The organism is Pseudarthrobacter sp. NBSH8 (assembly GCF_014217545.1).
Classification (GTDB): Bacteria; Actinomycetota; Actinomycetes; order Actinomycetales; family Micrococcaceae; genus Arthrobacter.
On the sequence record NZ_CP043178.1, the window covers coordinates 3,902,311 to 3,925,179 of the forward strand.

Genomic DNA, 22,869 nt, shown 5'->3' on the forward strand with positions numbered 1-22,869 from the left:
AACCACCCGGGAGACATGGCATGACCAACTGGCGCATCAGGGATTTCCATTCAGCAGACCTGGACGGGATCCTGCACCTCTGGGAGTCGCTCAAGGACTCAAATGTGGAACCCGTCTACGCCCTCTCCGAGGTGCTGGCATCCTGCGAGAAGGACCACGCGGTGGTGGCGGTGCAGGGTGATCAGGTGGTGGGCGCCGCCGTCGGCCGCGCCGCGCATGACCAGGGCTGGATCGTCTTCCTGGCCACACTGCCGGAATACCGCGGGCGCGGGATCGGCACCTCGCTGCTCGCCGCCGTCGAAAACCGGATGGCGCCGCACGGCCTTAACAAACTCTCCGCGCTGATGCCGGAAGCGGAAACCCGTGTGGAGGCGTTCCTCAGCCGCGGTTTCGCGCTCAAGAAGAACCTGCGCTATTTCGAGCGGACCATTCCCGTCCAGCGGCAGGAGCTGGGGGCGCTGGGCCAGCTGGGCGGCCGGATCCTGGCCCGGGACCTGTGGGAAAACGTGGCCGGCATGCGCAAGGAAAAGGAACTCCTGGAGCGCCGGCTGGTCCTGCCCCTCGCGGAGGCCGACCTCGCCGATGAATACGGTGTGGTGCCGCCACGTGCCGTGGTGCTGTTTGGCCCTCCCGGCACCGGCAAGACCACGTTTGCGAAGGCCATCGCGTCCCGGCTCGAGTGGCCGTTCGTGGAGGTTTTCCCGTCCCGGCTGGCCTCCGACCCCAAGGGCCTCGCCGGGGCCCTGCGCGAAACGTTCCTCGAGATCGCGGAGCTGGAACACTGTGTGGTGTTCATCGACGAGGTGGAAGAGATCGCGTCCCAGCGTTCCGGTGAACCGCCGTCTCCCCTGCAGGGCGTCACGAACGAGCTCCTGAAGATCATCCCGGCGTTCCGCGAACAGCCCGGCCGCCTGCTGGTGTGCGCCACCAATTTCATCCGCGCACTGGACACCGCATTCCTGCGGCACGGCCGGTTCGACTACGTCATCCCCATCGGCCTCCCGGACCGCCAGGCCCGCGAAGCCATGTGGCAGCGCTTCATCCCGGCCACCGTGGTGGACGATGTGGACGTGGAGCTCCTGGTGGAACGGACCGAGGGCTTCTCCCCCGCGGACATTGAGTATGCCGCCCGCAGCGCCTCCCAGCGTGCGCTGGAAAAGGCAGTGTACGACGACGGCGGGGCGGCTTCGGGCGGTAACGTTTCAGTCCGCGAGGCGGTCCGGAAGGGGCCCTGCACCCAGGACTACCTCGACGCGATCGGCGATACCCGGACCACTGTGAGCCAGGAAGTCCAGGAACTGTTCCTTGAGGACATCGACTCGCTGGGGCGGGTCTAAGCTAGGCAAGGCGGGGTCAGGTACGGCCCATGTTTCGCCCCCGGATGGGCCGTAAGTGACCCTGCGTTGCTAGGGGGCGTCGTCGTACGTCAGGTTCTCGTAATCCGTGTCGTCTTCATCGTCGAGCCTGTCGTCCAACTCCTTCAGCAGCCAGGGATTAACCCGCGCAAGGATCTTCCGGACTTCCTCGACGTCGACGGCGGCATACAGCACCGGACGGGCATCCCGGTACTTGGTGACCGGCGGCTTGTCCGGCCACTTCGCGGCGAGAGCCCTGACGCGTTCGGGCAGGGAATTGTGGGCGTTGTCCGCGATCTTCACCAGGGCCGCGTCGTGGTCCTCGGCGATGAAGTGCATTCCGGCCTGATAATCATCGGGATTGTCGTGCAGCCGGTTGGTGACCCGCTCGATGATGTCCGCTGCCCGCTCGGAAACGCCCATATCCAACAGCGCCTGCCGCGTGATGGGAGTGTCTTCGGCAATGTCATGAAGGTAACCGGCGATCCGGATATCGTCGTCGAAATCTGCCAGGGCATCCCCTACCGCTATCACATGATCACGGTAAGGGCGCTTGAGCTTGTCCTTCTGCCGGTTGTGGGCCACCTCGGCCAGGACCTTCGCGGTCTCGACAGTGAATCCCGGTTGAGGGAGTTTGGCTTCAGTGAATTCGGGTTCCGACATGGCTTAAGCCTACGCGCCGGGCTGCGAGTGTCTGTTCGCGGGCCTACTGGGGGCCGCTCCAAACCCACGGTTCCCGTGGCAGCCCTGACGGCCTGAACGTTGCGAGGGCTTGCTCCAGCGTCCCGCCCGCAAGCCCCAGGGACTGCAGGATGAGGTTCCGCACGTCAGCGGCGGAAACGCCCGCGCGGGAGAGGTCGCCCAACGTCACGGCGCCGTCGCGCTTGGCCAGCCGGGCGCCGTCGGAATTCACCACCAACGGCACGTGCGCATATTCCGGAATAGGAATATTCAACAGCAGCGCTAGATACGCCTGCCTGGGCGTGGACGGCAACAGGTCATCGCCCCGCACCACCTGGTCGATGCCCTGCGCGGCGTCGTCCACCACGACAGCCAGGTTGTAGGCGGTAACACCGTCGTTGCGGCGGAGGACAAAATCATCCACGACGCCGGTGAACTCCCCATGCAGCAGATCCTGCACGGAGTATTCCGTTGTTCCGGCGCGAAGCCGGATGGCGGCCGGCCGCGTGGAGCGCTTGAAGTCCAGCTCAGCAGGATCGAGGTCACGGCAGGTGCCCGGATAGGCGCCCTGCGGCGCGTGCGGCGCTGACGGCGCCTCCTGGATTTCACGGCGCGTGCAGAAGCATTCATAGGTGAGCCCTGCAGCAGTCAGCCGCCCGATCGCCTCGGCGTAGATGGCAGCCCGGTCCGCCTGGCGCACGACGGCGCCGTCCCACGTCACGCCCACGGCCTCCAGATCGCGGAGCTGCACTGCCTCCGCGCCCGCCCGCGCCCGGTCAAGGTCCTCGACGCGCAGCAGGAAGTCGCGGCCAGTGGACCGGGCAAACAACCAGGCGAGCATCGCGGTGCGGAGGTTCCCCACGTGGAGTTCACCGGACGGGCTGGGGGCAAAGCGGCCGGCTGGGGTCATGTGTCAACCCTAGTCCGGACAGCACAAGAGCCTCTCAGCTACCGATGACTTCGGGGATCCGACGTCGGTGGCTCAGGGGCTCTTGCCGTGTGTGCAGAATGACCGTGGTGTGAACAAGTGTCAATCAGCGGCGTCCTCCTTGCGGGAGGCGGTGTCCAGTTGCCGGGTGGTGTGCCGGTGTTCCTGTAGCCTGCGGGATTCGGCGGTAGCCTCAGCCCTTGTTGCCATAATTTGAGCAGACGCCATACAGTTGGGGCAACCGGCATGCATTTCGTTGGTCAGTCTGACCAATAGCAGCCACACACTCCGACAGGAACTGATCAGATTGCAGCAATTGGACGCCACGGACAAGCACATCCTCGATGCCCTGGACGAGGACCCACGCGTGCCCATCATGGTGCTGGCCCAGCGACTGGGCCTGGCGCGCGGCACCGTCCAGTCGCGCCTGGAGCGGATGTCGGCGTCGGGCGCCCTTCGTCCCAACAGCAGCCGGGTGCTCCCTTCCGCCTTGGGCCGCGGTGTGGCGGCGGCCGTCAGCGCCGAACTGGACCAGAGCCACCTCAACGAAGCGATCGCGGCGCTCCGCATGATCCCCGAGGTGCTGGAATGCCATGCCCCTGCCGGCGACACCGACCTGCTGATCCGCGTAGTGGCCACCAGCCCGGACGACCTCTACCGCGTGTCCGAGGAGATCCGGCTCTGCCCCGGAATCGTCCGCACCTCCACCAGCATGTTCCTGCGCGAAGTCATCCCGTACCGGACCACCGGGCTGCTGCAGGACTGAAGTCCGTCATTCCGGGCCCGCATTCAACCCCGCACGGGGAGCTTTCCCATCGCCCGCGAGGACGCATCGCAGCTAGGCTGGCACGGGAATCCATTCAGGGAGAGACATGGCGGGGAACTTTTACGGCCGCGACGTGGCCCAGTTGCGGCAGCTCGCCAAAGAACTTGCAGGCGGCGCCAACGGGCTAAGCCTGCTCGGCCAGCAGCTCAGCAGGGCCATCAGCACCGGCGCCTGGAAAGGGCACGACGGCGAACGTCTCCGGAGTGACTGGACGTGGTCGCTCCTGTTGCTGCTGAAGTCCACAGCGGCAGGGCTGGAATCGGCCTGCAAGCCGGTGCTTGCAACGCCGACGAGCAGGAAAAGGCCAGCAACGGGGCCGGTTCCGGAAGTAGCGGAGCCGGGGGCAGCGGCAGCGGTTCGGGGGAAGATGCCGCCATGGACGCTGCCGCCGACTCCGGCCTGATCGACAAGAACTCCGAAGAAAACGCGGCTTTCCTCAACTCCTCGCCGAACGAGTATTTTGAGCTCATCCGGGACGGCGTGGAGCGGTACGGGGTCGACGCCGACTCCGCAGAACGCTGGATCGCCGGTGCCGAGCGGGACCCGGAACGAAAGAGCGACTTTTCCATAACTTCCGGCACCTCCGCGGGGCTGGAAGTGAACTACGACCTCCGCTACGACGGCACCAAGGACACCCAAGTGATCATCGTCCATGTCAGTCCTGCGGCGTAGACGGGATGGCGTGGGACAGCCGGCGCGATGAGCACGCGCGCTACACCGGCGGACCTGCATTGGACTTCAGGTTCTTCATCACCAGCGTGGATGTCAGTCGCTCAACCCCGGGCAGTGACGTGAGCTCGGCGTCGTAGAAGCGCTGGTAGCCGGGCAGGTCCTCGGCGATGACCTTCAGCAGGTAGTCCGGGGAGCCGAAGAGCCGCTGCGCCTCCACGATGTTCGGATTCTCCGCCACGCGGTTCTCAAAGATCTCCATGGTGGAGCGGTCCACCTGGCGCAAAGTGACAAACACAATGGCCTCGAAACCCAGCCCGACGGCGGCGGGGTCGATGTCCGCTTTGTAGCCGCGGATCACCCCCGACGTCTCGAGGTCCCGGAGCCTCCGGTGGCACGGCGCCACCGTGAGCCCGACCTTCGCGGCCAGTGCCGTGGCAGTCATTCGGCCATCCTCCTTGAGGTGGCGCAAAATATTCCTATCTATATGGTCAATCACGCAAATATCTTACCAATTCAGGCTCGAGTCGAGCGAAAAGGGTAAGCACTTATGGCCGAATACTTCATAGGTTTGTCCTGTACCTAAATCGGACAGGAGCCCGCCATGAATCCCCAGTTATTTTTCGCCTTCATACTGGTGGCGGTCGCCCTCGCGTGCACCCCCGGCGTGGACTGGGCGTACTCCATTACGGCCGGTCTGCGGCAGCGCAGCTTTATCCCGGCCGTAGCCGGACTTTGCGGCGGCTACGTCCTGCATACGCTGCTGATGGTGGCAGGTCTCGCGGCCCTGCTGTCCGGCCTGCCGGGCGTTCTGGGCTGGCTTACGGTGGCCGGCGCGTGCTACCTGCTGTGGCTGGGCATCAGCACCCTTCGCTCCTGGCGAGGCGCCTCCTTCAGTGCAGCAGACGCCGCCGGGAAGCCCGCCAACCAGCTCCGCACTTTCCTTCAGGGCATGGGCACCAGCGGCATCAACCCCAAGGGGCTGCTGTTCTATGTGGCGCTGGTGCCGCAGTTCGTCAGCCCGGAGGCCTCCCTCCCGATCCCTGTCCAGTCCGGCCTGCTGGGCCTGACCTTTGTCCTGCTGGCCGGAACCGTCTACACCTTTGTGGCACTGTTGGCCCGCAAACTCCTGCAGTCCCGGCCCGGTGCCGCGCGGACAGTCACTCTTGCCAGCGGTATCATCATGGTTGCGCTGGGGGTCGTGCTCCTCTCAGAGCAGCTGGTTCCGCTGGTTGCCGGGCTCACCGCTCAGGCGTAACGCCTATTTCCCGTCCAGGTTGTCCCATTCCTGCTCCCACAACCGGCGCTCGTCAACGTCCTTGCGGATGACTTCGAACGTCTCCAGCGCTGCTGGCCGGCCGCGGAGCCAGTCCCGCGGATTGAGTGACTTGCGGCCGTTGTCCAGCACCAGCAGGGCGCGGTCGGTGAGGGCGTCGTTGCGGAGCACGACGTCCGTTTTCCGGCGGCGAAGGACCTCCTTCAGGGCGTCGTGCGCTTGTGCGTGGGCGCCGAGCCGCCGCAACGCGCGCCCGCGGAGCAACAGCAGGGCCGCCGAGAGGTCGTCGGAGTTCAGCAGCCCCTCGGTCCAGATCACCACTTCCTTGTCGCGTCCCAGCGCGAACGCCAGCGCGCAGCGCGCCAGCGCTGTAGGCAACGACGGCGGCAGCCCGGCCACCGTCTGCAGCGCGGCTTCCAGCTGCCCCGTCTCCCGCAGAGAGTGCGACAGTGCCAGGAAGACCGATTCCTGGCTGAACAGCACGGGGACCTCGATGCGCTCGGCAACCTCCACCCGGGTGACCACCCGCGTGAGGTAGGTGGCCGCATACTGGTTGGCGTCGTCGTCGTTCCTGATCGACAAGCCCCGCTGGAGGAGTTCGGACGCGCGCAGGTAGCCGCCGTGCTGGTACGCCAGGAGGCCGGCCATCACGGAGCAGAGCCCGGCCCAGCCTGGATAGGCGCGGCCCACGGCGATGAGCCGCTCCGGTTCCTTACTGCTGAAGATGGCATCGTGCACGGCCTTGGCCGCTTTTCCGGGCATCAGCTTGAGTCTGGGGACCTCGCCGTCCACGGCGATCAGCGCGGCGTCCCGGCCGCCCAGCACACCGTGGATCAGCCCGCCCACGCTGCCGGCGAGCTCCCGGACGGGGGTCTGCATGTGAACATTCCCGAACGGCGTCAGGTCACGGGTGTCCCGGTAGATCGGTCCTCTGGCATCCCCCGCGGTCATCTCTCCATGCTACGTGGCAGACCTATGTGCCCGAGCTACGTGGCCGCGGCGACCCAGAGCCCGATCACCCAGGTGCTGGCCGCAAGGCACGCCAGCCCGAACTCCACCAGCATGCCCAGCCCGGTCGCTTTGAGGGCGGCCCAGCTGGTGGACATTGCCGTGCCGAGGTTCCGGGTGCGGAGGAATTCACTGAGCAGCAGGCCGGCGGCGAAGCCCACAAAGAGCCCCACCACCGGGATGATGAACATGCCGGCCACACCCGCGGCCAGGCCGACTGCCACGCTGCGGTTTGGGATGCTGTGCTGCCTGAGCTTCCGTCCGGTCAGTACGGCGCTGGCTGCCATGCCAGCCAGCACAAACACCATTCCCACCGCGAAGACCAGCCAGCCCGTGGTCCCGGCGCCGCCCCAGATGGCCCACGCCAGCAGGCTGAGCCCGATCAGGAAGCTGCCGGGCAAGACGGGGATGATGGTGCCCGCCACCCCGACCAGGATCGCCAGGCCGCACAGGATGCTCACCACGGTTTCCAAGTTCATGAGCCCCAGTTTAGGGCGGCACGGCGGTCAGCTTCGCCGTTTAACGCCCGACGGCGGTGCGTCCCCCTTGCGCGGGGAGGCACCGCCGTCGGGCGTTGCGTCAGCGTGTGACTGCGATGGTTACTCGGCGTCCACGGCAGCGGCGACGGCCGCCGTCACTGCCGGGGCAACGCGCGGATCCAGCGGGCTGGGCACGATGTAGTCCACCGAGAGGTCAGCTTCCGCGAGCTCGGCAATGGCGCGGGCTGCGGCAAGCTTCATGGCGGGCGTGATCCGGCGGGCACCGGCGTCCAGCGCACCGCGGAAGATTCCGGGGAAGGCCAGGACGTTGTTGATCTGGTTGGGGAAGTCGCTGCGGCCGGTGGCCACCACGGCAGCGTACTTGGCGGCCACCTCGGGCAGGACTTCGGGGTCCGGGTTGGAGAGGGCGAACACGATGGAATCGGCGTTCATCAGCTTCAGGTGCGCCTCGTCCAGCTTCGAGGAGGAAACCCCGATGAACACATCAGCACCGAGCAGCGCTTCGCCGGGGCCGCCCGTGACACTGCGGGGGTTGCTGCGCTCTGCCATCTGGGATTTCTTGCCCTGCGGGTCGACGGCGATGTCGGCCCGCTCCCGGTTGATGACGCCCTTGGAATCGAGCAGGACAACATCCGTGATGCCGGCGGCGAGCAGGATTTCGGCGACGGCGATGCCGGCGGCTCCGGCGCCGGAAACCACTACGCGGAGGTCTGCGAGTTCACGGCCGGTGACCTTGGCGGCGTTTGTCAGGGCGGCGAGGGCCACTACGGCGGTGCCGTGCTGGTCATCGTGCATGACCGGGCAGTCCAGGGCTTCGATGAGCTTTTCTTCGAGTTCGAAGCATCGCGGGGCCGAGATGTCCTCGAGGTTGACCGCGCCGAAGCTGGGGCGCAGACGGACCAGGGTTTCCACGATCTCGTCAACGTCCGTGGTGTTCAGGACCAGGGGAATGGAATCCAGCTCGCCGAAGGTCTTGAACAGGGCGGACTTGCCTTCCATCACGGGCAGTGAGGCGGCGGCGCCGATGTTGCCCAGGCCCAGCACCGCGGTGCCGTCGCTGACCACAACCACCAGGCGCTGCGCCCAAGTGAGAGTCTTGGCGAGTTCCGGGTTGTTGTGGATGGCTCGGCTGACCTCGGCCACACCGGGGGTGTAGGCGATAGACAGGTCGCGCTTGTTGGACAGCGGGACGGTGCTGGTCACCGAGAGTTTGCCGCCCTGGTGGGCCTCGAAGATCTCGGCCTCGGTCAGGGCAGTGGCTGCTGAATTGTCTGTAGGTGCGATTACGTCAATGGACACGTCGTTGTCTCCTGGTGCTAGCCGTGGGCGCACGGCGCGGAAGGGCTCAAGCGCAGGGAGGCTCAAGGTGGTCATGTTCGGCGCTTCGTGGACCCAATGGTGGCGGGCCCGGTGTGAAGCCCTTGCAGATGCGGGTTGCCAGCCACTCCGGTCCTGCAATAGTAAACAGCGCCCACGCCCCGGAAAGCGCATTCGGCGATGCCAAGGCATGCCAAATCGTTTAATCAGACGTTTTTGTGACCCACGTCACCGCATAAAGACGTATTTATTGGCTCTCTGGTCTAGACCAGTTACGCGGATCGGTGGGCAGCTCGGGCCCCGGCAGCCACCGGAGCAAGCAGCGTGCAGGCCTTTTTGAGGTCCTCTTCGGCCTCAAAAAGCGAAAGCCGGCGGTTGCGGACGGACTGGACCAGACCAGTGACGGTCAGCAGGAGCACCCGGGCCGCTACGGCGTCGTCTGAGGCGATGGCCACCGCCGTTTCGCTCAGCGCGTCGATTTCATGCAGGAGTGCCGTGGTGTCCTTGTCCTTGAGGTAGACGCAGCGGCTCAGGCACTGCTCGACTGCCGGCTGCATCACCCGCATATGGAAAATTTCCATGACCACGCCAGTGAGGGCCTTGCCACCGAAGCTGGCCGCTGACGTGCGGGCCCGGCCCTGAAGCTCGTCCAGCTGCTGGCGGTAGAGGGACAGCATCAGGTGGTTGGCGGTGGGGAAATACCGGTAGACGGTTCCCAGCGGCACGCCGGACTTTTCCGAAATTTCCGCGAGGTCCACGGACTCCAGCCCCTTGCGGGCAAACCCTGCGGCAGATTCCAGGACGCGCGTATAGCGCAGCCGCTGGCGCGGCGTGGAGGGCCGGGCGGCCATGGACGGATGGGCTGAAAGTGTCTCGGGCATCAGGATTCCGGGGTTGTGTTCTTATGGTGCAGCGGCAGGGAGAGTCCTCATCCCCCGGGCGTGCAGTCCGCCTCAACTATACGGCACGGGCAAATGCCGAAATCAGTCGACCCCCTTGATTTTGACCACGAATACGGCTCCCAGCAGGCCGATGACGGCCGCCGTGATAAACAGCGTGAGGTACCCTCCGAAGTACGTCACGGCAAGGAATGCGAGGACGGGCGCGAAAACCTGGGGCAGCGAGTTGGCGACGTTGATGACGCCCATATCCTTGCCACGATCGGCAGCCTGCGGCAGCACCTGCGTCAGCAGCGCAAAGTCGACGGCAAGGTAGGCGCCGAACCCCACGCCCAGGATCCCGGCTCCGATAAGGGCGCCGGTCCACACGGGGAAGAAGGCCATTGTCAGGCCCGCGACGGCAATGATGGCGGAGGACCCGATCACAAACGGTTTCCGCCGGCCCAGCCGGTCGCTCCACGGCCCCGCTATCACCGCAGTAATCATCACCATCACCGCGTAAATGCCGGTCAAGGTCAGGACCCCCAGGGCCGGGTCCTCGTGCTTGAGGACGTCCCGGAGGAAAAAGAGCAGGTAGACGATGGTCATCTGGTTGCAGACGTTGACCAGGAAGCGGGTGAGCCAGGCCCAGGCGAAGTCCGGGTAGCGGGCCGGGCTGATCCAGAAGCCGCGCAGGAAACTGCCCCACGAGAACGGCGGCCGGAGCTCCCTGGGCAGTGGCGGGTCATTCCGGTGGAACAAGTACGGCAGCACCGAGAACAGCAGGGCGGCAGCACACATGGTGTACCCCACCATGTAGTTTCCCGAGACCACCGCACCGAAGACCGCGCCGAGGAGGATGCCTACGGTCTGGCCCATCGCCGCCAGGCCGCCCACGCCACCGCGCTGCTGCACCGGCACCCGGTCCGGGACGGCGGCGGTGATGGCGGCGTACGCAGCGTTGGCGCCCAGCTGGACCAGGCACCAGAACAGGACCATCAGGGCTACAGCAGTGGCGCCGGACATCGCAAGTAGGGCGGCGGTGGCCAGGATGGCGCCCGCCAGGACCCAGGGCGCACGCCGGCCGAAGCCTGAGACCGTCCGGTCGGACAATGCACCGAACAGCGGATTGGCCACCAGCGACACGGCGGCGCCGCACCCTGTCACGAGGGACAGGATGGCTTCCTTGTTGGCTTCGTCGATGCCGATGGCCTGCTGGCCGATAAAAATGTTAATGGGACCAAAGAAGGCGGCGTTAATGCCCACGTTGACCAGCACCAGCCCGGTCACCCAGCGCGCGGTGACCTTCTGCGTCGGCTCGGCGAGCGCCGCCGTCGAGCTTTCCGGGCCGGTCCCGGGAACCGACGAAGCGCTGGGATCCGGCGCTGCGGGTGTGTCGGACAGGCTCATGCTGGTTCCCCCTGGAACGGTTGGTGATTCTGAAAATCAGACTATCGTGGGCTGCATCGCCCCGCTTGTTATACGGCGCCTGCCTTGTGCGGCTATGCACAGCGGGCAGTCCGCCACGACATTGAACACCTGGAGATCCAATGACCGCATCTGCTGCAGGCAACACCACCAGCCCCGTCAATACCGCGGACCTGTACGACGAACGCGGCGAGGAACTGGCGTCCGTATCACTCCAGTTCCAGTCCTGCGGCGGCCGTTCACACTTCAGCGGCCCGGTGCGGACCATCCGCTGCTTCCAGGACAACGCCCTGGTCAAGTCCACACTGGCCACCCCCGGCAACGGCGCCGTGCTGGTGGTGGACGGCAGCGGTTCGCTGGGCACCGCACTGATGGGGGACATGATCGCCGAGAGCGCCGTCGCGAATGGCTGGGCCGGCGTCGTGATCAACGGCGCCATTCGCGATCGCGAGGCGATCGCCCAACTGGATCTTGGCGTCAAGGCGCTGGGCAGCAACCCGCGCAAGAGCGCCAAGGCCGGCGCCGGTGAGGTTGACGTGGATGTAGTGCTCGACGGCGTGACCTTCCGTCCCGGCGTCACCGTCTGGTGCGATCCGGACGGCATCCTCGTGGAGCGCTGATTGGGGTCCCCCGGCTGCGGGGGTGGGGCGGGCTTGAAAAGAAATATCTGGCAGCGGGAATGAAGCGGGGACTTATATAGTTACTGAAAGCAACTATCAAGCGTGATCCCTTTCTTTCCTGGAGAAGCCATGTCCAAAACAACCGCTGTGCGTGCCGCCGGCGAAACCCTGACACAGCGTCAGATCGTCACCGTGATGGTGGGGCTGATGCTGGGCATGTTCCTGGCATCGCTGGACCAGACCATTGTGTCCACTTCCATCTACACCATCGCCAACGACCTCGACGGGCTGTCCCTGCAGGCGTGGGCCACCACCGCCTACCTCATCACCTCTACCGTCAGCACGCCGCTGTACGGCAAGCTGAGCGATATTTTCGGCCGCCGTCCGCTGTACCTGATCGCCATCGTCATTTTCCTGGCCGGCTCGCTCTACGCCGGTTCAGTGCATTCCATGACGGAACTGGCCATCGCCCGCGGCGTCCAGGGCCTGGGCGCCGGCGGCCTGCTGGCCCTCGCGCTGACCATCATCGGGGACATCGTGTCCCTCAAAGACCGGGCCAAATACCAGGGCTACTTCATGTCGGTGTTCGGCATCTCATCCGTGCTCGGCCCCGTAGTGGGCGGAGCGTTCGCAGGGTCCGCCAACATCCTCGGCTTTGACGGCTGGCGCTGGGTGTTCTTCATCAACCTGCCCATTGGCCTGGCAGCCCTAACAGTGGTGTTTATGTTCCTGCACCTGCCGGCCAAACACGTGAAGCAGAAGATCGACTACTTCGGTGCAGCCGCCATCACGCTCGCCATCGTCCCGCTGCTGCTGGTGGCGGAACAAGGCCGCAGCTGGGGCTTTATGTCGCTGAACGCCTTCCTCTGCTACGGCCTCGGCGCTGTGGGCATCATCTGGTTCCTGCTGGCTGAAAAGCGCGCCGGGGACTACGCCCTGATCCCCCTCCGGCTCTTCAGGAACGCTACCTTCGGCCTGTCCTCGCTGCTGAACTTCATCATCGGCATCGGCATGTTCGGCGCCATCGCCATGCTGCCCATGTACCTGCAGCTGGTCAAGGGGCTCACACCCACCGAAGCCGGCCTGATGATGATCACCTTCACCCTGGGCATCCTGACCGGTTCCATCACGGCGGGCCGCACCATTTCGGCGTCGGGCACGTACCGGATCTTCCCGATCGTGGGTACGGGCATCCTCACCGCCGCAGCCGTGACCATGGGCCTGTCCCTGGGCGTGGACACGGGATTGTGGGTTCCCGGCGTGATCGCCGTGTTCTTCGGCATGGGCCTGGGTTTCTGCATGCAGCCGCTCACCCTGGCCATGCAGGTCTCCGTCCCCCCGAAGGACATGGGCGTGGGCACGTCCTCCGCCGCGTTCTTCCGCTCCATGGGCGGTGCGGTGGGCACGGCCGTGTTCATCTCCATGCTGTTCAGCCTGGCCGCAAGCCGGATCGCCGAGACCATGAAGTCAGCCGTGGCCAGCTCCGACTACCAGGCCGTGCTGCGCGACCCGGCCGTCGCGGCGGACCCGGCCAACGCCAAGCTCTACGAGTTCTTCCAGAACGGGGCATCGAACGAATCACTCAATGACACCAGCTGGCTGCACTCGGCCAACAGCGTGCTCACGCGGCCCATTACGGAAGGCTTCGCGTACGCGATCGACACCGTGATGATCACCGCGGCCGTTCTCACCGGGATCGCGTTCCTGATCAGCTTCGCCCTGCCGAACAAGAAGCTGACGGACCCGAAGGTGGCCAAGGAGTCCGTCCCGGCGCACTGACTCCCCTGTTCCGGAACTGAAAACGACGACGGCGGGGCGGCCCGCCGTCGTCGTAGTGCCTTTCCCGTGAGGAGTCCGCCAAGTGGAACGGCGCGCGGTGACGTGTCACACTGTGTAGCGCGTGTGCGCCGGCCGCTGAGCCGGTACCGCAGCCGACGACGTCCGCACGCGCATCCACCCGACCCCCACACCCAGGGAGCAGCATGCCCACCGCCAAGGAGCAGACAACCGCCAAGATCCCGCAGCGGGTGATCTGGCTGGCCCTCGCGGGCGCGGTAGGCGGCTTCCTGTTCGGCTTCGACTCCTCCGTGGTGAACGGTGCAGTGGATGCCATCAAGGTTGAGTTCGCGCTCTCCGAGGCCGTCACCGGCTTCGCCGTGGCCATCGCCCTGCTGGGCTGCGCGGCAGGTGCGTTCCTCGCCGGCAAGGTCGCCGACCGCTACGGCCGCATTCCCGCCATGAAGCTCGGCGCGCTGCTGTTCCTGGTCAGCGCCATCGGAACCGGCTTCGCCCTCGGCGTCTGGGACCTGATTTTCTGGCGCCTGGTGGGCGGCCTGGGCATCGGCCTGGCATCGGTGATCGCACCGGCGTACATTTCCGAGATTTCCCCTCGCCAGGTCCGTGGCCGGCTGGCATCGCTGCAGCAGCTGGCCATCACCACCGGTATTTTCGCCGCGCTCCTGTCCGACGCACTCTTCGCCACCACCGCGGGCGGCGCGGACCAGCCGTTCTGGCTGGGCCTGGAAGCCTGGCGCTGGATGTTCCTCGCCGCAGCGGTTCCCGCCGTCGTCTACGGCTGGATCGCCTACACGCTCCCGGAATCCCCGCGGTTCCTCGTGTTCCAGGGCAAGGAAGACGAAGCCCGGAAGGTCTTCGACTCCATCGCCCCGTCCGAGGACACCGACAGGCACATCCGCGAAATCCAGGACGCCATCGAAGAGGACAAGCTGTCCGGTCAGAAGGGTTCGCTCCGCGGGAAGACGTTCGGCCTGCAGGCAGTGGTCTGGGTGGGCATCGTCCTCTCCGTCCTGCAGCAGTTCGTTGGCATCAACGTGATCTTCTACTACTCCACCACGCTGTGGAAGGCCGTCGGTTTCCAGGAGAAGGACTCGCTCACCATCTCGGTGGCAACCTCCATCACCAACATCCTGGTCACGCTGGTGGCCATCGCCCTGGTGGACCGGATCGGACGCCGGCCCATTCTCCTGGCCGGGTCCATAGGCATGGCCATTTCACTGGGCACCATGGCGCTGGCGTTCTCCGCCGCCGTTGGCTCAGGCTCAGAGATCTCACTGCCGGGCGTCTGGGGTCCGGTGGCCCTCGTAGCGGCCAACATCTTTGTGGTCAGCTTCGGCGCGTCCTGGGGCCCACTGGTCTGGGTCCTCCTTGGCGAGATCTTCCCGTCCCGGATCCGTGCCCGTGCCCTGGGCCTGGCCGCGGCCGCGCAGTGGGTGGCCAACTTTGCCATCACACTCAGCTTCCCGGTGATGGCCGCTGCGTCCCTGCCCCTGACCTACGCCATGTACGCGCTGTTCGCGGCGGCGTCGTTCTTCTTTGTCATGTTCAAGGTGCCGGAGACCAACGGCATGTCCCTGGAACAGGCCGAGACGCTGTTTGTGCCCAAGGGTTCAAAGAAGGCATAACGCCCGGGGGTCAGAGAGTGAGCTTCATGCCCTCATGGCTGGCATCAAAGCCAAGCCGCCCGTAGAAGCGGTGGGCGGCCGTCCGCGTCTTGTGGGTGGTCAGCTGCATCAGCGTGCAGCCGCGGCGCCTGGATTCGTCAATCGCCCACCCCACCATCAGGTTTCCCAGGCCCTGGCCACGAAGGCTGCCCGCCACGCGGACCGCCTCAATCTGCGAGCGCCAGGAGCCCTGCCGCGAGATGCCAGGCAGGAAACTCAGCTGGAAGGTGGCTACCACGGGGCCGTTCGCTGCCCCAACCGGTACGTACTCCCCCACCACGAGCAAGTGGCACGGGTCGGCGTCGATCGCTTCAAAAGCCCGCTCGTAGGGCGCCATTTCGTGGCCGCCTTCGCGGACGGCGCCCAGGGAATCGTCGGCCAGCAGTGCAACGATCCCGGGCAGGTCCGCGGATACGGCGTGCCTGAGGCGGAAGGTCCCGCCGTCGACGTCGGCAGTCAGCAAGGGGGTCAGAGCGCCGGGGTTTGTGGTCATCTCCCCAGCATTCCACAGCCACGTTCCTTGTGATCCACGCGGGCCCGTGCTTGGCTGGCCAACACGGAACAACAGTCATATGGGGAGGGTCTGGAATGGATCAGCACACGGTCTCACGCTTACCGGCGATAACTCTGCGGACAGGAATTATTGTGGGCGCCGTCGGCGCCGTCTCGATCATCCTTGCACCGCAGATCATGCAGACCCTGCTGTTCGGGCCGGCCTACTCACAGGCGCTAAGCATGGTCCTGCAAATAGTCTTCCAGCTGGTGACGCTGTTTTTCCTGCCGTTTTCCGCCGCCTTGATAGCCGCCTCACTGGTCATGCGCTATCTGGACGGTGTGCTTGCCCTGACGACGAAGACGGACTCCTGATGCGCGCGGGTCACCAAAACAGGTAATGCACGACGCCGGCACTCAGGTGAGTGCCGGCGTCGTGATTGCGAGAGGGTTTCGGAAAAACCCGCAGGAAGTGAGAGAGCGTTTAGGCGGGCGCCTTGGCCCCTTCTGCCTGGCGTTCTTCCACCAGCACGGACACTGCCGCGAACAGCGGGTGCTCCGGAGCGAGCCCCGTGATCCTGGCCGTGGCGTCTGCCGGCGATGAGGACGCCAGTATCTGCGCAAGCTCGGTGGCCTCGGCGTCGGCGGGGTCGGTGAAGCGCAGGGCCGCAGCAATGGCACCCAGGAGCGCCTCGGGCACGATCCCCCGTTCGGCGAGTTCGGCTGCGGGGCCGATGAACCGTTCATGCCGGCTGAGCTTCCGCATCGGGGCGCGCCCCACCCGGTTCACCGTGTCCGGCAGGTGCGGGTTGGAGAACCGGACCAGGATCTTCTGGACATAGGCTTCCTGCTCGTCATTGTTGAAGCCGTGCTTGGCCACGAGAAGCTGCTTGGTTTCCGCCAGGACCGCGCGGACATCTTCCGCGACGTCCTGATCGGCCATGGCATCGGAAAGTTTCTCCAGGCCTGCCTCGAACCCGAAGTACGCGGCGGAGGCGTGGCCGGTGTTCACGGTGAAGAGCTTCCGCTCGATGTAGGGCGAAAGCTCGTCCACAAACGTCGCACCCGGGATGACCGGCGCAGCATCGCCAAATGCCGTCCGGTCGATGACCCACTCGTAGAACGTCTCCACGGTGACGTCCAGGCCCTGGCCCGGCGCCTGGTTGGGCACGATCCGGTCAACCGCGGTGTTCGCAAACACCGCGGCGTCGTCCAGGGAGCCTGCGGCGTCGTCCCAGAGCGCGCCGACATCGGCCCGCAGGATGTCCGTGGCGTTGATGGCGTTCTCGCAGGCCATGACCTGCAGCGGCGCCAGCCCGGCAGCCCGCACCGCGATGCCCTTGGTGATGGCGGGCGCCACGAACTTCAGGATGTGTGGCCCCACGGCGGTGGTGACGATGTCCGCCGTGGCGATCTCCCGTACCAGCTCCGCTTCCTGCGTGCCGGAGTTGAGCGCGCGGAAGTTGTCCACCGTCCGGAGGGTTGGGTTCTCCCCCACCTCGTGGACGTTGTAACTGTCGGCGGCCGCCAGCTGGTCGATGAGCGCGTCCGCGACATCCGCGAACACCACCTCATAACCGGCCTGATGCAGCAGCAGACCCACAAAGCCGCGGCCGATGTTCCCGGCTCCGAAATGTACTGCCTTCACTATGCGTTCACCTTTCCGAACAGCTCCAGGACTTCCTCAACGGACGTGGCTGCTTCCAGCTGGGCCACCTGCGCCTTGTTGGTGAAGACCTTGGCGATGGAGGACAGGATGTGGAGGTGTTCGTTGTTGATGCCCGCCACGCCAACCACGAACTTGACCTGCTTGCCGTCCCAGTCGATGCCGTTCGGGTAGCGGATGACTGACACCGCTGACTTCAGGATGTGGTCCTTGGCGGCATTGGTGCCATGCGGGATAGCCAGGAAGCTCCCCATGTAGGTGGATACGGATTCCTCGCGTTCGTGCATGGCGGCGAGGTACCCCTCGTCCACGGCGCCTCGGGCCAGGAGGAGCTGGCCGGCTTCGTCGATGGCGGCATCGCGGGTGGTGGCGGTGCCGTTGAGGATGACGCTGTCGGCCATGAGGATGTCCGACGGCAGCGCCGTCTCCGCAGCCTCGGCGGGTTCCGCATCCAACGGGGCATTGGCGACGTGGGCGCCGTGGCCGGCAGCACCCGGGGCGCCGGCAGCAGCACCGGCGTCGGGCGTTCCGCCTTCGGTGTTGTGCTCCTTGACCAGCTCCACAATCTCGTCGTACCGCGGGCTGTTCATGAAGTTATCCACGGAGAAGTGCGCGGCACTGGAGGTGACGGGCTTGGCGCGTTCGGTCAAATCCTGGTGGGTGATCACAACGTCGTAGGTGTCGCTGAGGCTGGCGATAGCGGCGTTGGTGACCTTGACGTCCGGGAACCCGGCCGCCTTGATCTTGTTCCGCAGCACCGATGCTCCCATGGCACTGGAGCCCATACCGGCGTCGCATGCGAACACGATGTTCTTGATGGGGCCGGCCAGGACGGCCGTGCCCACACCTGAACCAGCGCCGGTCAGGGCCGAGGAGATGGAGCTCTTTTTGCCCTTCATGGCTTCCATCTTGGATGTAGCGTCGGTCAGGTCCGTCTCGTCGCTGTGCTTGGTGGTCTTCAGGATCACCGAGGCCACCAGGAAGGACGCCGCGGTAGCAAGCAGAACCGCGAGGATCACTCCGACGTAGCTGTCACGGGAGGTCTGGGCGAGCACTGCGATGATCGAGCCAGGCGCAGCCGGCGCTACCAGCCCGGAGCCGGTGACGGCCAAGGTGGCAATACCCGTCATGCCGCCGGCGATCGCGGCCAGGATCAGCAGCGGGCGCATCAGGACGTACGGGAAGTAGATTTCGTGGATGCCGCCGAAGAAGTGGATGATGGCGGCACCGGGGGCGGAGCCCTTGGCGAGGCCGCGGCCGAAGAACATGTACGCCAGCAGGATGCCGAGGCCCGGGCCGGGGTTCGCCTCGAGCAGGAAGAGGATGGACTTGCCCTGTTCAAGTGATTGCTGGATGCCCAGCGGAGTCAGCACGCCGTGGTTGATGGCGTTGTTCAGGAACAGCACCTTGGCAGGTTCAATGAAAATGCTGGTAAGCGGCAGGAGGCCGTTGTTGACCAGGAACTGGACCACGTTCCCGGCCCCGGTGCTGAAAGCCTGGACCAGCGGCGAGATGCCGTAGAAGCCCAGCATCGCCAGCAGCGCGCCCCAGATACCGGCGGAGAAGTTGTTCACGAGCATTTCGAAGCCCGGGCGGATCTTGCCCTCCCACAGGAGGTCGATCTTCTTCATCGTCCAGCCGCCGAGGGGACCCATGATCATGGCGCCGATGAACATCGGGATGCCGGCGCCCACAATGACGCCCATGGTACCGATGGCGCCCACCACGCCGCCGCGGACGTCATAGACCATTTTGCCGCCGGTGTAGCCGATCAGGAGCGGCAGCAGGTAGGTGATCATGGGACCAACCAGGCCTACATAGGGAACTCCCTCGGCATTGGTGCCGAAACCGCCAAGGGCAGGCACGGGAATCCAGCCCTTCTCAATGAAGAGGGCGGTAATAAGGCCCCAGGCGATGAACGCGCCGATGTTGGGCATGATCATTCCGGACAGGAACGTCCCGAACTTCTGGACGCCGACCCGCAGGCTGGTGCGGGGTTTTGCAACTGTCTGTGTTGCCATGTGCTTTCCTAACCGTCATTCCTGCGGCTATGCAGGATGGATCCGATACTTACGACGACGTGCTGGTGGAGATTCGGTGAAGCCATTCGAGGAAAAGTTTGAGTTCCGAGCTGGAGAGCTGGTCGGAGTGCGATGCCTGAAGCGCGGCATTCAGGGCAATCGCTGCCACCACCACAGAGGACCTTGCGGAGTCTTCCGTGGCCGCCCCTTCGGCTTGTGCCGCGGACACCGCAAAGATCATGGCGTCCCGGGTCATGGTGGACAGTTCGAGGTTACGTTCGGCGGCGGGCTCCGCAATCAGCATGAGCGTCACACCCACATTGGCGGCCAGGATAGACCTGGCCGCTTCCCGTGGCTGGACATTCAGCTGGCCCACTGCCGCAGCCTTGTTCAGCATCTCCTCCATCAGCGCCTCGGCATCGGCGACGATGGCGGGGCGGCTTTCGGGGCGGATATTGCCGAACATCACCAGGTACAGTTCCGGCTGCTTAAGTCCGAACTGAACGTGGTTGTCCCACATCCTCCGGATATCCTCCAACGGATTTCCGGACGGGGCGAAGTCTCTTTCGCCCGCGACATATTCCTCAAAACCTGCGGTGACGACGGCGTCGAAAAGACCTTCCTTGTCACCGAAGTGGTGGTACAGGGTGGGCGCCGTTACCCCTGCCAGCTGCGTGATCTGGCGGGTGGACACGGATGCTCCGGCGGATTTTGAAAGCAACTCGGCGGCTGCATGCAGCAGCCGCATTTTGGGGGGAAGCTGGCCATCCAAACTCATAGCCGCTACCCTATCACCTATAGCATTGCTATATGAACTGAATCACATATAATTTTTTCAGGCACGTTTCCGCCCTCGCACATAGTGGTCGCGGCGGCCCCGGCATGGCGCCGGGAGAACCTAGGCGGGCCTGGCTACCGGCAGAGAATGAGGACCTTCAGTGCAGAACTTCCCAGGAGTTGGCGTCAGCCCCGGCCGCATCATCGGGACCATCCGGCAGATGCCCAAACCGATCAGCGAACCCCCCGCAGGCGAGCAGCTGGCCGGCGGTACGTCCGCCGAGGAAGCCACCGCCGCGCTCAAGGCAGCCTCGCAGGCCGTCCACGACGAACTTAAGGCCCGGGCCGCGCACGCATCCGGAGACGGCAAAGCCGTCCTGGAAGCCACGGCACTGATGGCCAAGGACACCATGCTGATAAAGGGTGCGGCCAAGCTCGTTGCCCGCGGCCTCTCGAGCGAGCGCGCCATCTGGGAATCCGGTTCGTCCGTTGCTGAAATGCTTCACAACCTGGGCGGTTACATGGCCGAACGCGCCACCGACGTCCTGGATGTGCGCGCACGGATCGTCGCCGAGCTGCGCGGGGTGCCCGCGCCCGGCATCCCTACCTCCAGCACGCCATTCATCCTCGTCGCCGAAGACCTCGCACCGGCGGACACCGCCACCCTGGACCCGAACAAAGTGCTGGCACTCGTTACAGCGGGCGGCGGCCCCCAGTCCCACACCGCTATCATCGCCCGCTCCCTTGGCCTGCCAGCCGTGGTGGCAGCCATAGGCGTGGACGAACTCCCGGACGGCACGGACGTCTATGTGGACGGCGCGGCCGGCACCATTACGGCTGAACCCGACGAATCACTGCGTGCCGCAGCGGAAGCATGGGCGGCCACGGCTTCCCTGCTGGCCGAGTTCAGCGGCACGGGCACGACGGCGGACGGCCACCTGGTGCCGCTGCTCGCCAACGTTGGCGGCGGCAAGGACGCCGAGGCTGCCGCCAAGCTGGGCGCCCAGGGCGTGGGCCTTTTCCGCACCGAATTCTGCTTCCTCGAACGGGACTCCGAGCCCAGCGTTGAGGAACAGGCCGCCGCCTACAAAAGCGTTTTTGATGCGTTCCCAGGAAAGAAAGTGGTTCTGCGAACGCTCGACGCCGGCGCCGACAAGCCGCTTCCATTCCTGACCGACTCCACGGAGCCCAACCCGGCCCTGGGCGTCCGCGGCTACCGCACGGACTTCACCACACCGGGTGTGCTGGACCGCCAGCTGGAAGCGATCGCCTTGGCCGAGAAGCAGTCCGAAGCGGACGTGTGGGTCATGGCCCCAATGATCTCGACGGCGGAAGAGGCGGCCCGCTTCGCCTCAATGTGCGCCGACGCCGGCATCAAGACGCCCGGCGTGATGGTGGAAGTCCCCTCCGCCGCGCTCACCGCCGAGGCCATCCTGCGCGAGGTGGGCTTCGCAAGCCTGGGCACCAACGACCTCACCCAGTACGCCATGGCGGCCGACCGTCAGCTGGGCCCCCTGGCCAACCTCAACACGCCCTGGCAGCCGGCCGTGCTGCGTTTGGTGGGATTGACAGTGGAAGGCTCCCGGGCGGAAGGCCACAGCAAGCCCGTGGGCGTATGCGGTGAGGCGGCCGCTGACCCGGCCCTCGCCGTCGTACTTACGGGGCTGGGCGTCACCACGCTGTCCATGACCGCGCGGTCCCTGGCCGCTGTGGCCGCGGTACTGAAGACCGTCACGCTGGCAGAGGCGCAGCAGCTGGCCAAGCTGGCTCTCTCCGCGCCCAGCGCCACCGAAGCCAAGGCCTGGGTACGGGAAAAACTGCCCGTCCTCGAAGAGCTCGGCCTCTGAGCGCCTGCCGCTCCAGACAGCCAACCACCACGAAGCACCCACCAGGAGGAACAATGCCCGAACGCATCGCCACCATCGCCAGCCGCTCCGGCCTGCACGCGCGCCCCGCTGCGCTGTTTGCGGAAGCCGCCGGAAACGTGGGAGTGGAAGTCACCATCGCCATGCAGGGCGACCCTGAGGACGAGGCACTGGACGCTTCGAGCATCCTGTCGCTGATGACTCTGGGCGCCGCCAAGGGCGACGTCGTGGTGCTCCGGGCTGAAGGTGACGGCGCGGACGAGGCACTGGATTCGCTGGTCAAGCTCCTGGAAACGGACCTCGACGCCGAATAGGGACCCACCCGGTGATCGCGGCGGCGACCAGCCCCGTGGCAGTGTGTTGGAAAACGTGGCCATGGCCGGGGATCTCCGCCGCACTGCCCTGGTGGGCCTGGGCGGCCAGCCTCTCGCACCAGTCACGCCCGGCCACCGGGTCTTGGCTGCCGCGAAGCACAAGCAGCGGCTGGCTGACTCCGCGGATCCTGGCCTCAAGGGGGTACTGCATCATCACGGGCAGCTCGGTGAAGTACCAGCGCGGGCCGGCCCGGAAATAGTCCGCCAAAACGATGGCATTCGCGGACGGGCTCTCGCTGAACATGGCGTCGCGGGTCAGCGCCAGCGCCTGCCGCGCAACTGACTTTCGGCGGGGGTCCACCACCGGGCCCATCAGAACTACGCCGGCCACGAGTTCCGGCTCCTGGAGGGCGAGTTCGACGGCATGCTGGGTTCCCATGGAATGCCCGATCACTACGCAGGACGTCACCCCCGCTTCAGCAAGCGCTGCCCGCACGAAAGCCGCATACTCACCCACCGGCACCTGGCGCCGGGGCTTGGGCGCGTCGCCAAACCCTGGGAGATCGAAGGAGTAGACATCAGCTGCGAGAGCCAGCTCCCGGTGCAGCCGCGCGAAGTAGCGGTGGGAAACGCCGATCCCGTGGAGCAGGACATACGTCGGTCGCGGCACATCGCCTACTGGCGCCACGGAGCGGTACAGCCTGCCCGTCAGCCCGCCGGATTCAATGTCCTCGCCATCACTGAGCCTCACCCCGCGAGCTTACAGCCGCCGCCCGGAAGCGCGCGG

The 22,869-nt window shown here is 65.7% G+C and carries 23 protein-coding genes and 1 pseudogene; 11 read left to right on the plus strand and 13 right to left on the minus strand.

Translation table 11 applies throughout. The features are described 5' to 3' along the window. The first annotated feature begins 20 nt into the window (after positions 1–20). Positions 21–1,337, plus strand: coding sequence for an ATP-binding protein (locus tag FYJ92_RS18050; RefSeq protein ID WP_185261922.1), 1,317 nt, complete (start codon positions 21–23; stop codon positions 1,335–1,337). Positions 1,338–1,406: 69 nt separating this feature from the next. Here FYJ92_RS18050 and FYJ92_RS18055 read toward each other — a convergent pair whose 3' ends face one another. Then, positions 1,407–2,018, minus strand: coding sequence for a bifunctional (p)ppGpp synthetase/guanosine-3',5'-bis(diphosphate) 3'-pyrophosphohydrolase (locus tag FYJ92_RS18055; protein WP_185261923.1), 612 nt, complete (start codon positions 2,016–2,018; stop codon positions 1,407–1,409). A 43-nt stretch (positions 2,019–2,061) separates the two neighbouring features. Continuing rightward, the gene (gene gluQRS / locus FYJ92_RS18060; RefSeq protein WP_185261924.1) at positions 2,062–2,946 is read right to left on the minus strand and encodes a tRNA glutamyl-Q(34) synthetase GluQRS; all 885 of its coding nucleotides are present in this window, start codon (positions 2,944–2,946) and stop codon (positions 2,062–2,064) included. 325 nt (positions 2,947–3,271) lie between these two features. Here gluQRS and FYJ92_RS18065 point away from each other — a divergent pair, with 325 nt between their 5' ends. From FYJ92_RS18065 to FYJ92_RS18075, 3 genes and pseudogenes are all read left to right on the plus strand, one after another. Then, positions 3,272–3,730, plus strand: coding sequence for an Lrp/AsnC family transcriptional regulator (locus tag FYJ92_RS18065; protein WP_185261925.1), 459 nt, complete (start codon positions 3,272–3,274; stop codon positions 3,728–3,730). 106 nt (positions 3,731–3,836) lie between these two features. Further along, positions 3,837–4,193, plus strand: coding sequence for a hypothetical protein (locus tag FYJ92_RS18070; RefSeq protein ID WP_185261926.1), 357 nt, complete (start codon positions 3,837–3,839; stop codon positions 4,191–4,193). A gap of 41 nt (positions 4,194–4,234) precedes the next feature. Continuing rightward, positions 4,235–4,462: pseudogene (locus tag FYJ92_RS18075) on the plus strand (hypothetical protein); the annotation flags it as partial. Between the two features lie 40 nt (positions 4,463–4,502). Here FYJ92_RS18075 and FYJ92_RS18080 read toward each other — a convergent pair. Continuing rightward, entirely contained in the window at positions 4,503–4,958 is a 456-nt protein-coding gene (locus FYJ92_RS18080) for an Lrp/AsnC family transcriptional regulator (RefSeq protein WP_185261927.1), read from the minus strand. Positions 4,959–5,063: 105 nt separating this feature from the next. Here FYJ92_RS18080 and FYJ92_RS18085 point away from each other — a divergent pair, with 105 nt between their 5' ends. After that, a complete protein-coding gene (locus FYJ92_RS18085) occupies positions 5,064–5,717 on the plus strand; it encodes a LysE family translocator (protein ID WP_185261928.1) in 654 nt (217 codons plus the stop codon). Positions 5,718–5,720: 3 nt separating this feature from the next. Here the strand turns inward: FYJ92_RS18085 and FYJ92_RS18090 are convergent, their stop codons facing one another. From FYJ92_RS18090 to FYJ92_RS18110, 5 genes are all read right to left on the minus strand, one after another. Further along, complete coding sequence (locus FYJ92_RS18090) at positions 5,721–6,686, minus strand: hypothetical protein (protein WP_185261929.1); 966 nt, start codon at positions 6,684–6,686, stop codon at positions 5,721–5,723. A gap of 35 nt (positions 6,687–6,721) precedes the next feature. Then, positions 6,722–7,222 carry a DUF456 domain-containing protein gene (locus FYJ92_RS18095; RefSeq protein WP_185261930.1) on the minus strand — a complete coding sequence of 167 codons (501 nt, stop codon included), beginning with the start codon at positions 7,220–7,222 and terminating at the stop codon, positions 6,722–6,724. Positions 7,223–7,342: 120 nt separating this feature from the next. Then, entirely contained in the window at positions 7,343–8,542 is a 1,200-nt protein-coding gene (locus FYJ92_RS18100) for an NADP-dependent malic enzyme (protein ID WP_185261931.1), read from the minus strand. A gap of 290 nt (positions 8,543–8,832) precedes the next feature. Further along, positions 8,833–9,441: a TetR/AcrR family transcriptional regulator gene (locus tag FYJ92_RS18105; RefSeq protein ID WP_185261932.1), complete on the minus strand. Its 609-nt coding sequence runs from the start codon at positions 9,439–9,441 to the stop codon at positions 8,833–8,835. A 102-nt stretch (positions 9,442–9,543) separates the two neighbouring features. Continuing rightward, positions 9,544–10,848 (minus strand): MFS transporter, encoded by a 1,305-nt coding sequence (locus FYJ92_RS18110; protein WP_185261933.1) that lies wholly within the window; start codon positions 10,846–10,848, stop codon positions 9,544–9,546. A 140-nt stretch (positions 10,849–10,988) separates the two neighbouring features. On the opposite strand from FYJ92_RS18110, the gene rraA reads away from it, so the two are divergent. The 3 genes from rraA (at position 10,989) to FYJ92_RS18125 (ending at position 14,908) form a co-directional block, all read left to right on the plus strand. Next, complete coding sequence (gene rraA, locus FYJ92_RS18115) at positions 10,989–11,486, plus strand: ribonuclease E activity regulator RraA (protein ID WP_185261934.1); 498 nt, start codon at positions 10,989–10,991, stop codon at positions 11,484–11,486. 129 nt (positions 11,487–11,615) lie between these two features. Beyond that, the gene (locus FYJ92_RS18120; protein ID WP_185261935.1) at positions 11,616–13,265 is read left to right on the plus strand and encodes an MDR family MFS transporter; all 1,650 of its coding nucleotides are present in this window, start codon (positions 11,616–11,618) and stop codon (positions 13,263–13,265) included. Between the two features lie 203 nt (positions 13,266–13,468). Next, positions 13,469–14,908 (plus strand): sugar porter family MFS transporter, encoded by a 1,440-nt coding sequence (locus FYJ92_RS18125; RefSeq protein ID WP_185261936.1) that lies wholly within the window; start codon positions 13,469–13,471, stop codon positions 14,906–14,908. A 10-nt stretch (positions 14,909–14,918) separates the two neighbouring features. Here FYJ92_RS18125 and FYJ92_RS18130 read toward each other — a convergent pair whose 3' ends face one another. Beyond that, on the minus strand, positions 14,919–15,440 hold the full coding sequence (locus tag FYJ92_RS18130; RefSeq protein ID WP_185261937.1) for a GNAT family N-acetyltransferase: 522 nt from the start codon (positions 15,438–15,440) through the stop codon (positions 14,919–14,921). 95 nt (positions 15,441–15,535) lie between these two features. Here FYJ92_RS18130 and FYJ92_RS18135 point away from each other — a divergent pair, with 95 nt between their 5' ends. Further along, positions 15,536–15,814 (plus strand): hypothetical protein, encoded by a 279-nt coding sequence (locus FYJ92_RS18135; protein ID WP_185261938.1) that lies wholly within the window; start codon positions 15,536–15,538, stop codon positions 15,812–15,814. Between the two features lie 109 nt (positions 15,815–15,923). Here FYJ92_RS18135 and FYJ92_RS18140 read toward each other — a convergent pair whose 3' ends face one another. From FYJ92_RS18140 to FYJ92_RS18150, 3 genes are read right to left on the minus strand one after another with little or no spacing between them, the layout of a single operon-like run. Further along, entirely contained in the window at positions 15,924–17,087 is a 1,164-nt protein-coding gene (locus FYJ92_RS18140) for a mannitol-1-phosphate 5-dehydrogenase (RefSeq protein ID WP_185261939.1), read from the minus strand. Beyond that, positions 17,087–19,126, minus strand: a complete 2,040-nt coding sequence (locus tag FYJ92_RS18145; protein ID WP_185261940.1) for a PTS mannitol transporter subunit IICBA — start codon at positions 19,124–19,126, stop codon at positions 17,087–17,089. The genes FYJ92_RS18140 and FYJ92_RS18145 overlap by 1 nt, the downstream gene beginning before the upstream one ends. Positions 19,127–19,175: 49 nt before the next feature. After that, positions 19,176–19,904, minus strand: a complete 729-nt coding sequence (locus FYJ92_RS18150) for a TetR/AcrR family transcriptional regulator (protein WP_185261941.1) — start codon at positions 19,902–19,904, stop codon at positions 19,176–19,178. Positions 19,905–20,064: 160 nt separating this feature from the next. Between FYJ92_RS18150 and ptsP the strand changes: the two genes are divergently transcribed. Both ptsP and FYJ92_RS18160 read left to right on the plus strand, forming a co-directional pair. Continuing rightward, complete coding sequence (ptsP, locus tag FYJ92_RS18155) at positions 20,065–21,750, plus strand: phosphoenolpyruvate--protein phosphotransferase (RefSeq protein ID WP_185261942.1); 1,686 nt, start codon at positions 20,065–20,067, stop codon at positions 21,748–21,750. Positions 21,751–21,803: 53 nt separating this feature from the next. Further along, on the plus strand, positions 21,804–22,082 hold the full coding sequence (locus FYJ92_RS18160) for an HPr family phosphocarrier protein (protein WP_185261943.1): 279 nt from the start codon (positions 21,804–21,806) through the stop codon (positions 22,080–22,082). On the opposite strand, the gene FYJ92_RS18165 is transcribed toward FYJ92_RS18160, so the two are convergent. Beyond that, complete coding sequence (locus tag FYJ92_RS18165; protein ID WP_255482198.1) at positions 22,048–22,833, minus strand: alpha/beta fold hydrolase; 786 nt, start codon at positions 22,831–22,833, stop codon at positions 22,048–22,050. The two genes, FYJ92_RS18160 and FYJ92_RS18165, sit on opposite strands and share 35 nt — an antisense overlap. Between the last annotated feature and the right edge of the window lie 36 nt (positions 22,834–22,869).

Bases quoted from the DNA above. Each gene is read 5' to 3' on its own strand.
- FYJ92_RS18050 (WP_185261922.1), top strand. From the start codon at position 21: ATGACCAACTGGCGCATCAGGGATTTCCATTCAGCAGACCTGGACGGG.
- FYJ92_RS18055 (WP_185261923.1), bottom strand. From the start codon at position 2,018: ATGTCGGAACCCGAATTCACTGAAGCCAAACTCCCTCAACCGGGATTC.
- gluQRS (WP_185261924.1), bottom strand. From the start codon at position 2,946: ATGACCCCAGCCGGCCGCTTTGCCCCCAGCCCGTCCGGTGAACTCCAC.
- FYJ92_RS18070 (WP_185261926.1), top strand. From the start codon at position 3,837: ATGGCGGGGAACTTTTACGGCCGCGACGTGGCCCAGTTGCGGCAGCTC.
- FYJ92_RS18085 (WP_185261928.1), top strand. From the start codon at position 5,064: ATGAATCCCCAGTTATTTTTCGCCTTCATACTGGTGGCGGTCGCCCTC.
- FYJ92_RS18090 (WP_185261929.1), bottom strand. From the start codon at position 6,686: ATGACCGCGGGGGATGCCAGAGGACCGATCTACCGGGACACCCGTGAC.
- FYJ92_RS18095 (WP_185261930.1), bottom strand. From the start codon at position 7,222: ATGAACTTGGAAACCGTGGTGAGCATCCTGTGCGGCCTGGCGATCCTG.
- FYJ92_RS18105 (WP_185261932.1), bottom strand. From the start codon at position 9,441: ATGCCCGAGACACTTTCAGCCCATCCGTCCATGGCCGCCCGGCCCTCC.
- FYJ92_RS18110 (WP_185261933.1), bottom strand. From the start codon at position 10,848: ATGAGCCTGTCCGACACACCCGCAGCGCCGGATCCCAGCGCTTCGTCG.
- rraA (WP_185261934.1), top strand. From the start codon at position 10,989: ATGACCGCATCTGCTGCAGGCAACACCACCAGCCCCGTCAATACCGCG.
- FYJ92_RS18120 (WP_185261935.1), top strand. From the start codon at position 11,616: ATGTCCAAAACAACCGCTGTGCGTGCCGCCGGCGAAACCCTGACACAG.
- FYJ92_RS18125 (WP_185261936.1), top strand. From the start codon at position 13,469: ATGCCCACCGCCAAGGAGCAGACAACCGCCAAGATCCCGCAGCGGGTG.
- FYJ92_RS18130 (WP_185261937.1), bottom strand. From the start codon at position 15,440: ATGACCACAAACCCCGGCGCTCTGACCCCCTTGCTGACTGCCGACGTC.
- FYJ92_RS18135 (WP_185261938.1), top strand. From the start codon at position 15,536: ATGGATCAGCACACGGTCTCACGCTTACCGGCGATAACTCTGCGGACA.
- FYJ92_RS18145 (WP_185261940.1), bottom strand. From the start codon at position 19,126: ATGGCAACACAGACAGTTGCAAAACCCCGCACCAGCCTGCGGGTCGGC.
- FYJ92_RS18150 (WP_185261941.1), bottom strand. From the start codon at position 19,904: ATGAGTTTGGATGGCCAGCTTCCCCCCAAAATGCGGCTGCTGCATGCA.
- FYJ92_RS18160 (WP_185261943.1), top strand. From the start codon at position 21,804: ATGCCCGAACGCATCGCCACCATCGCCAGCCGCTCCGGCCTGCACGCG.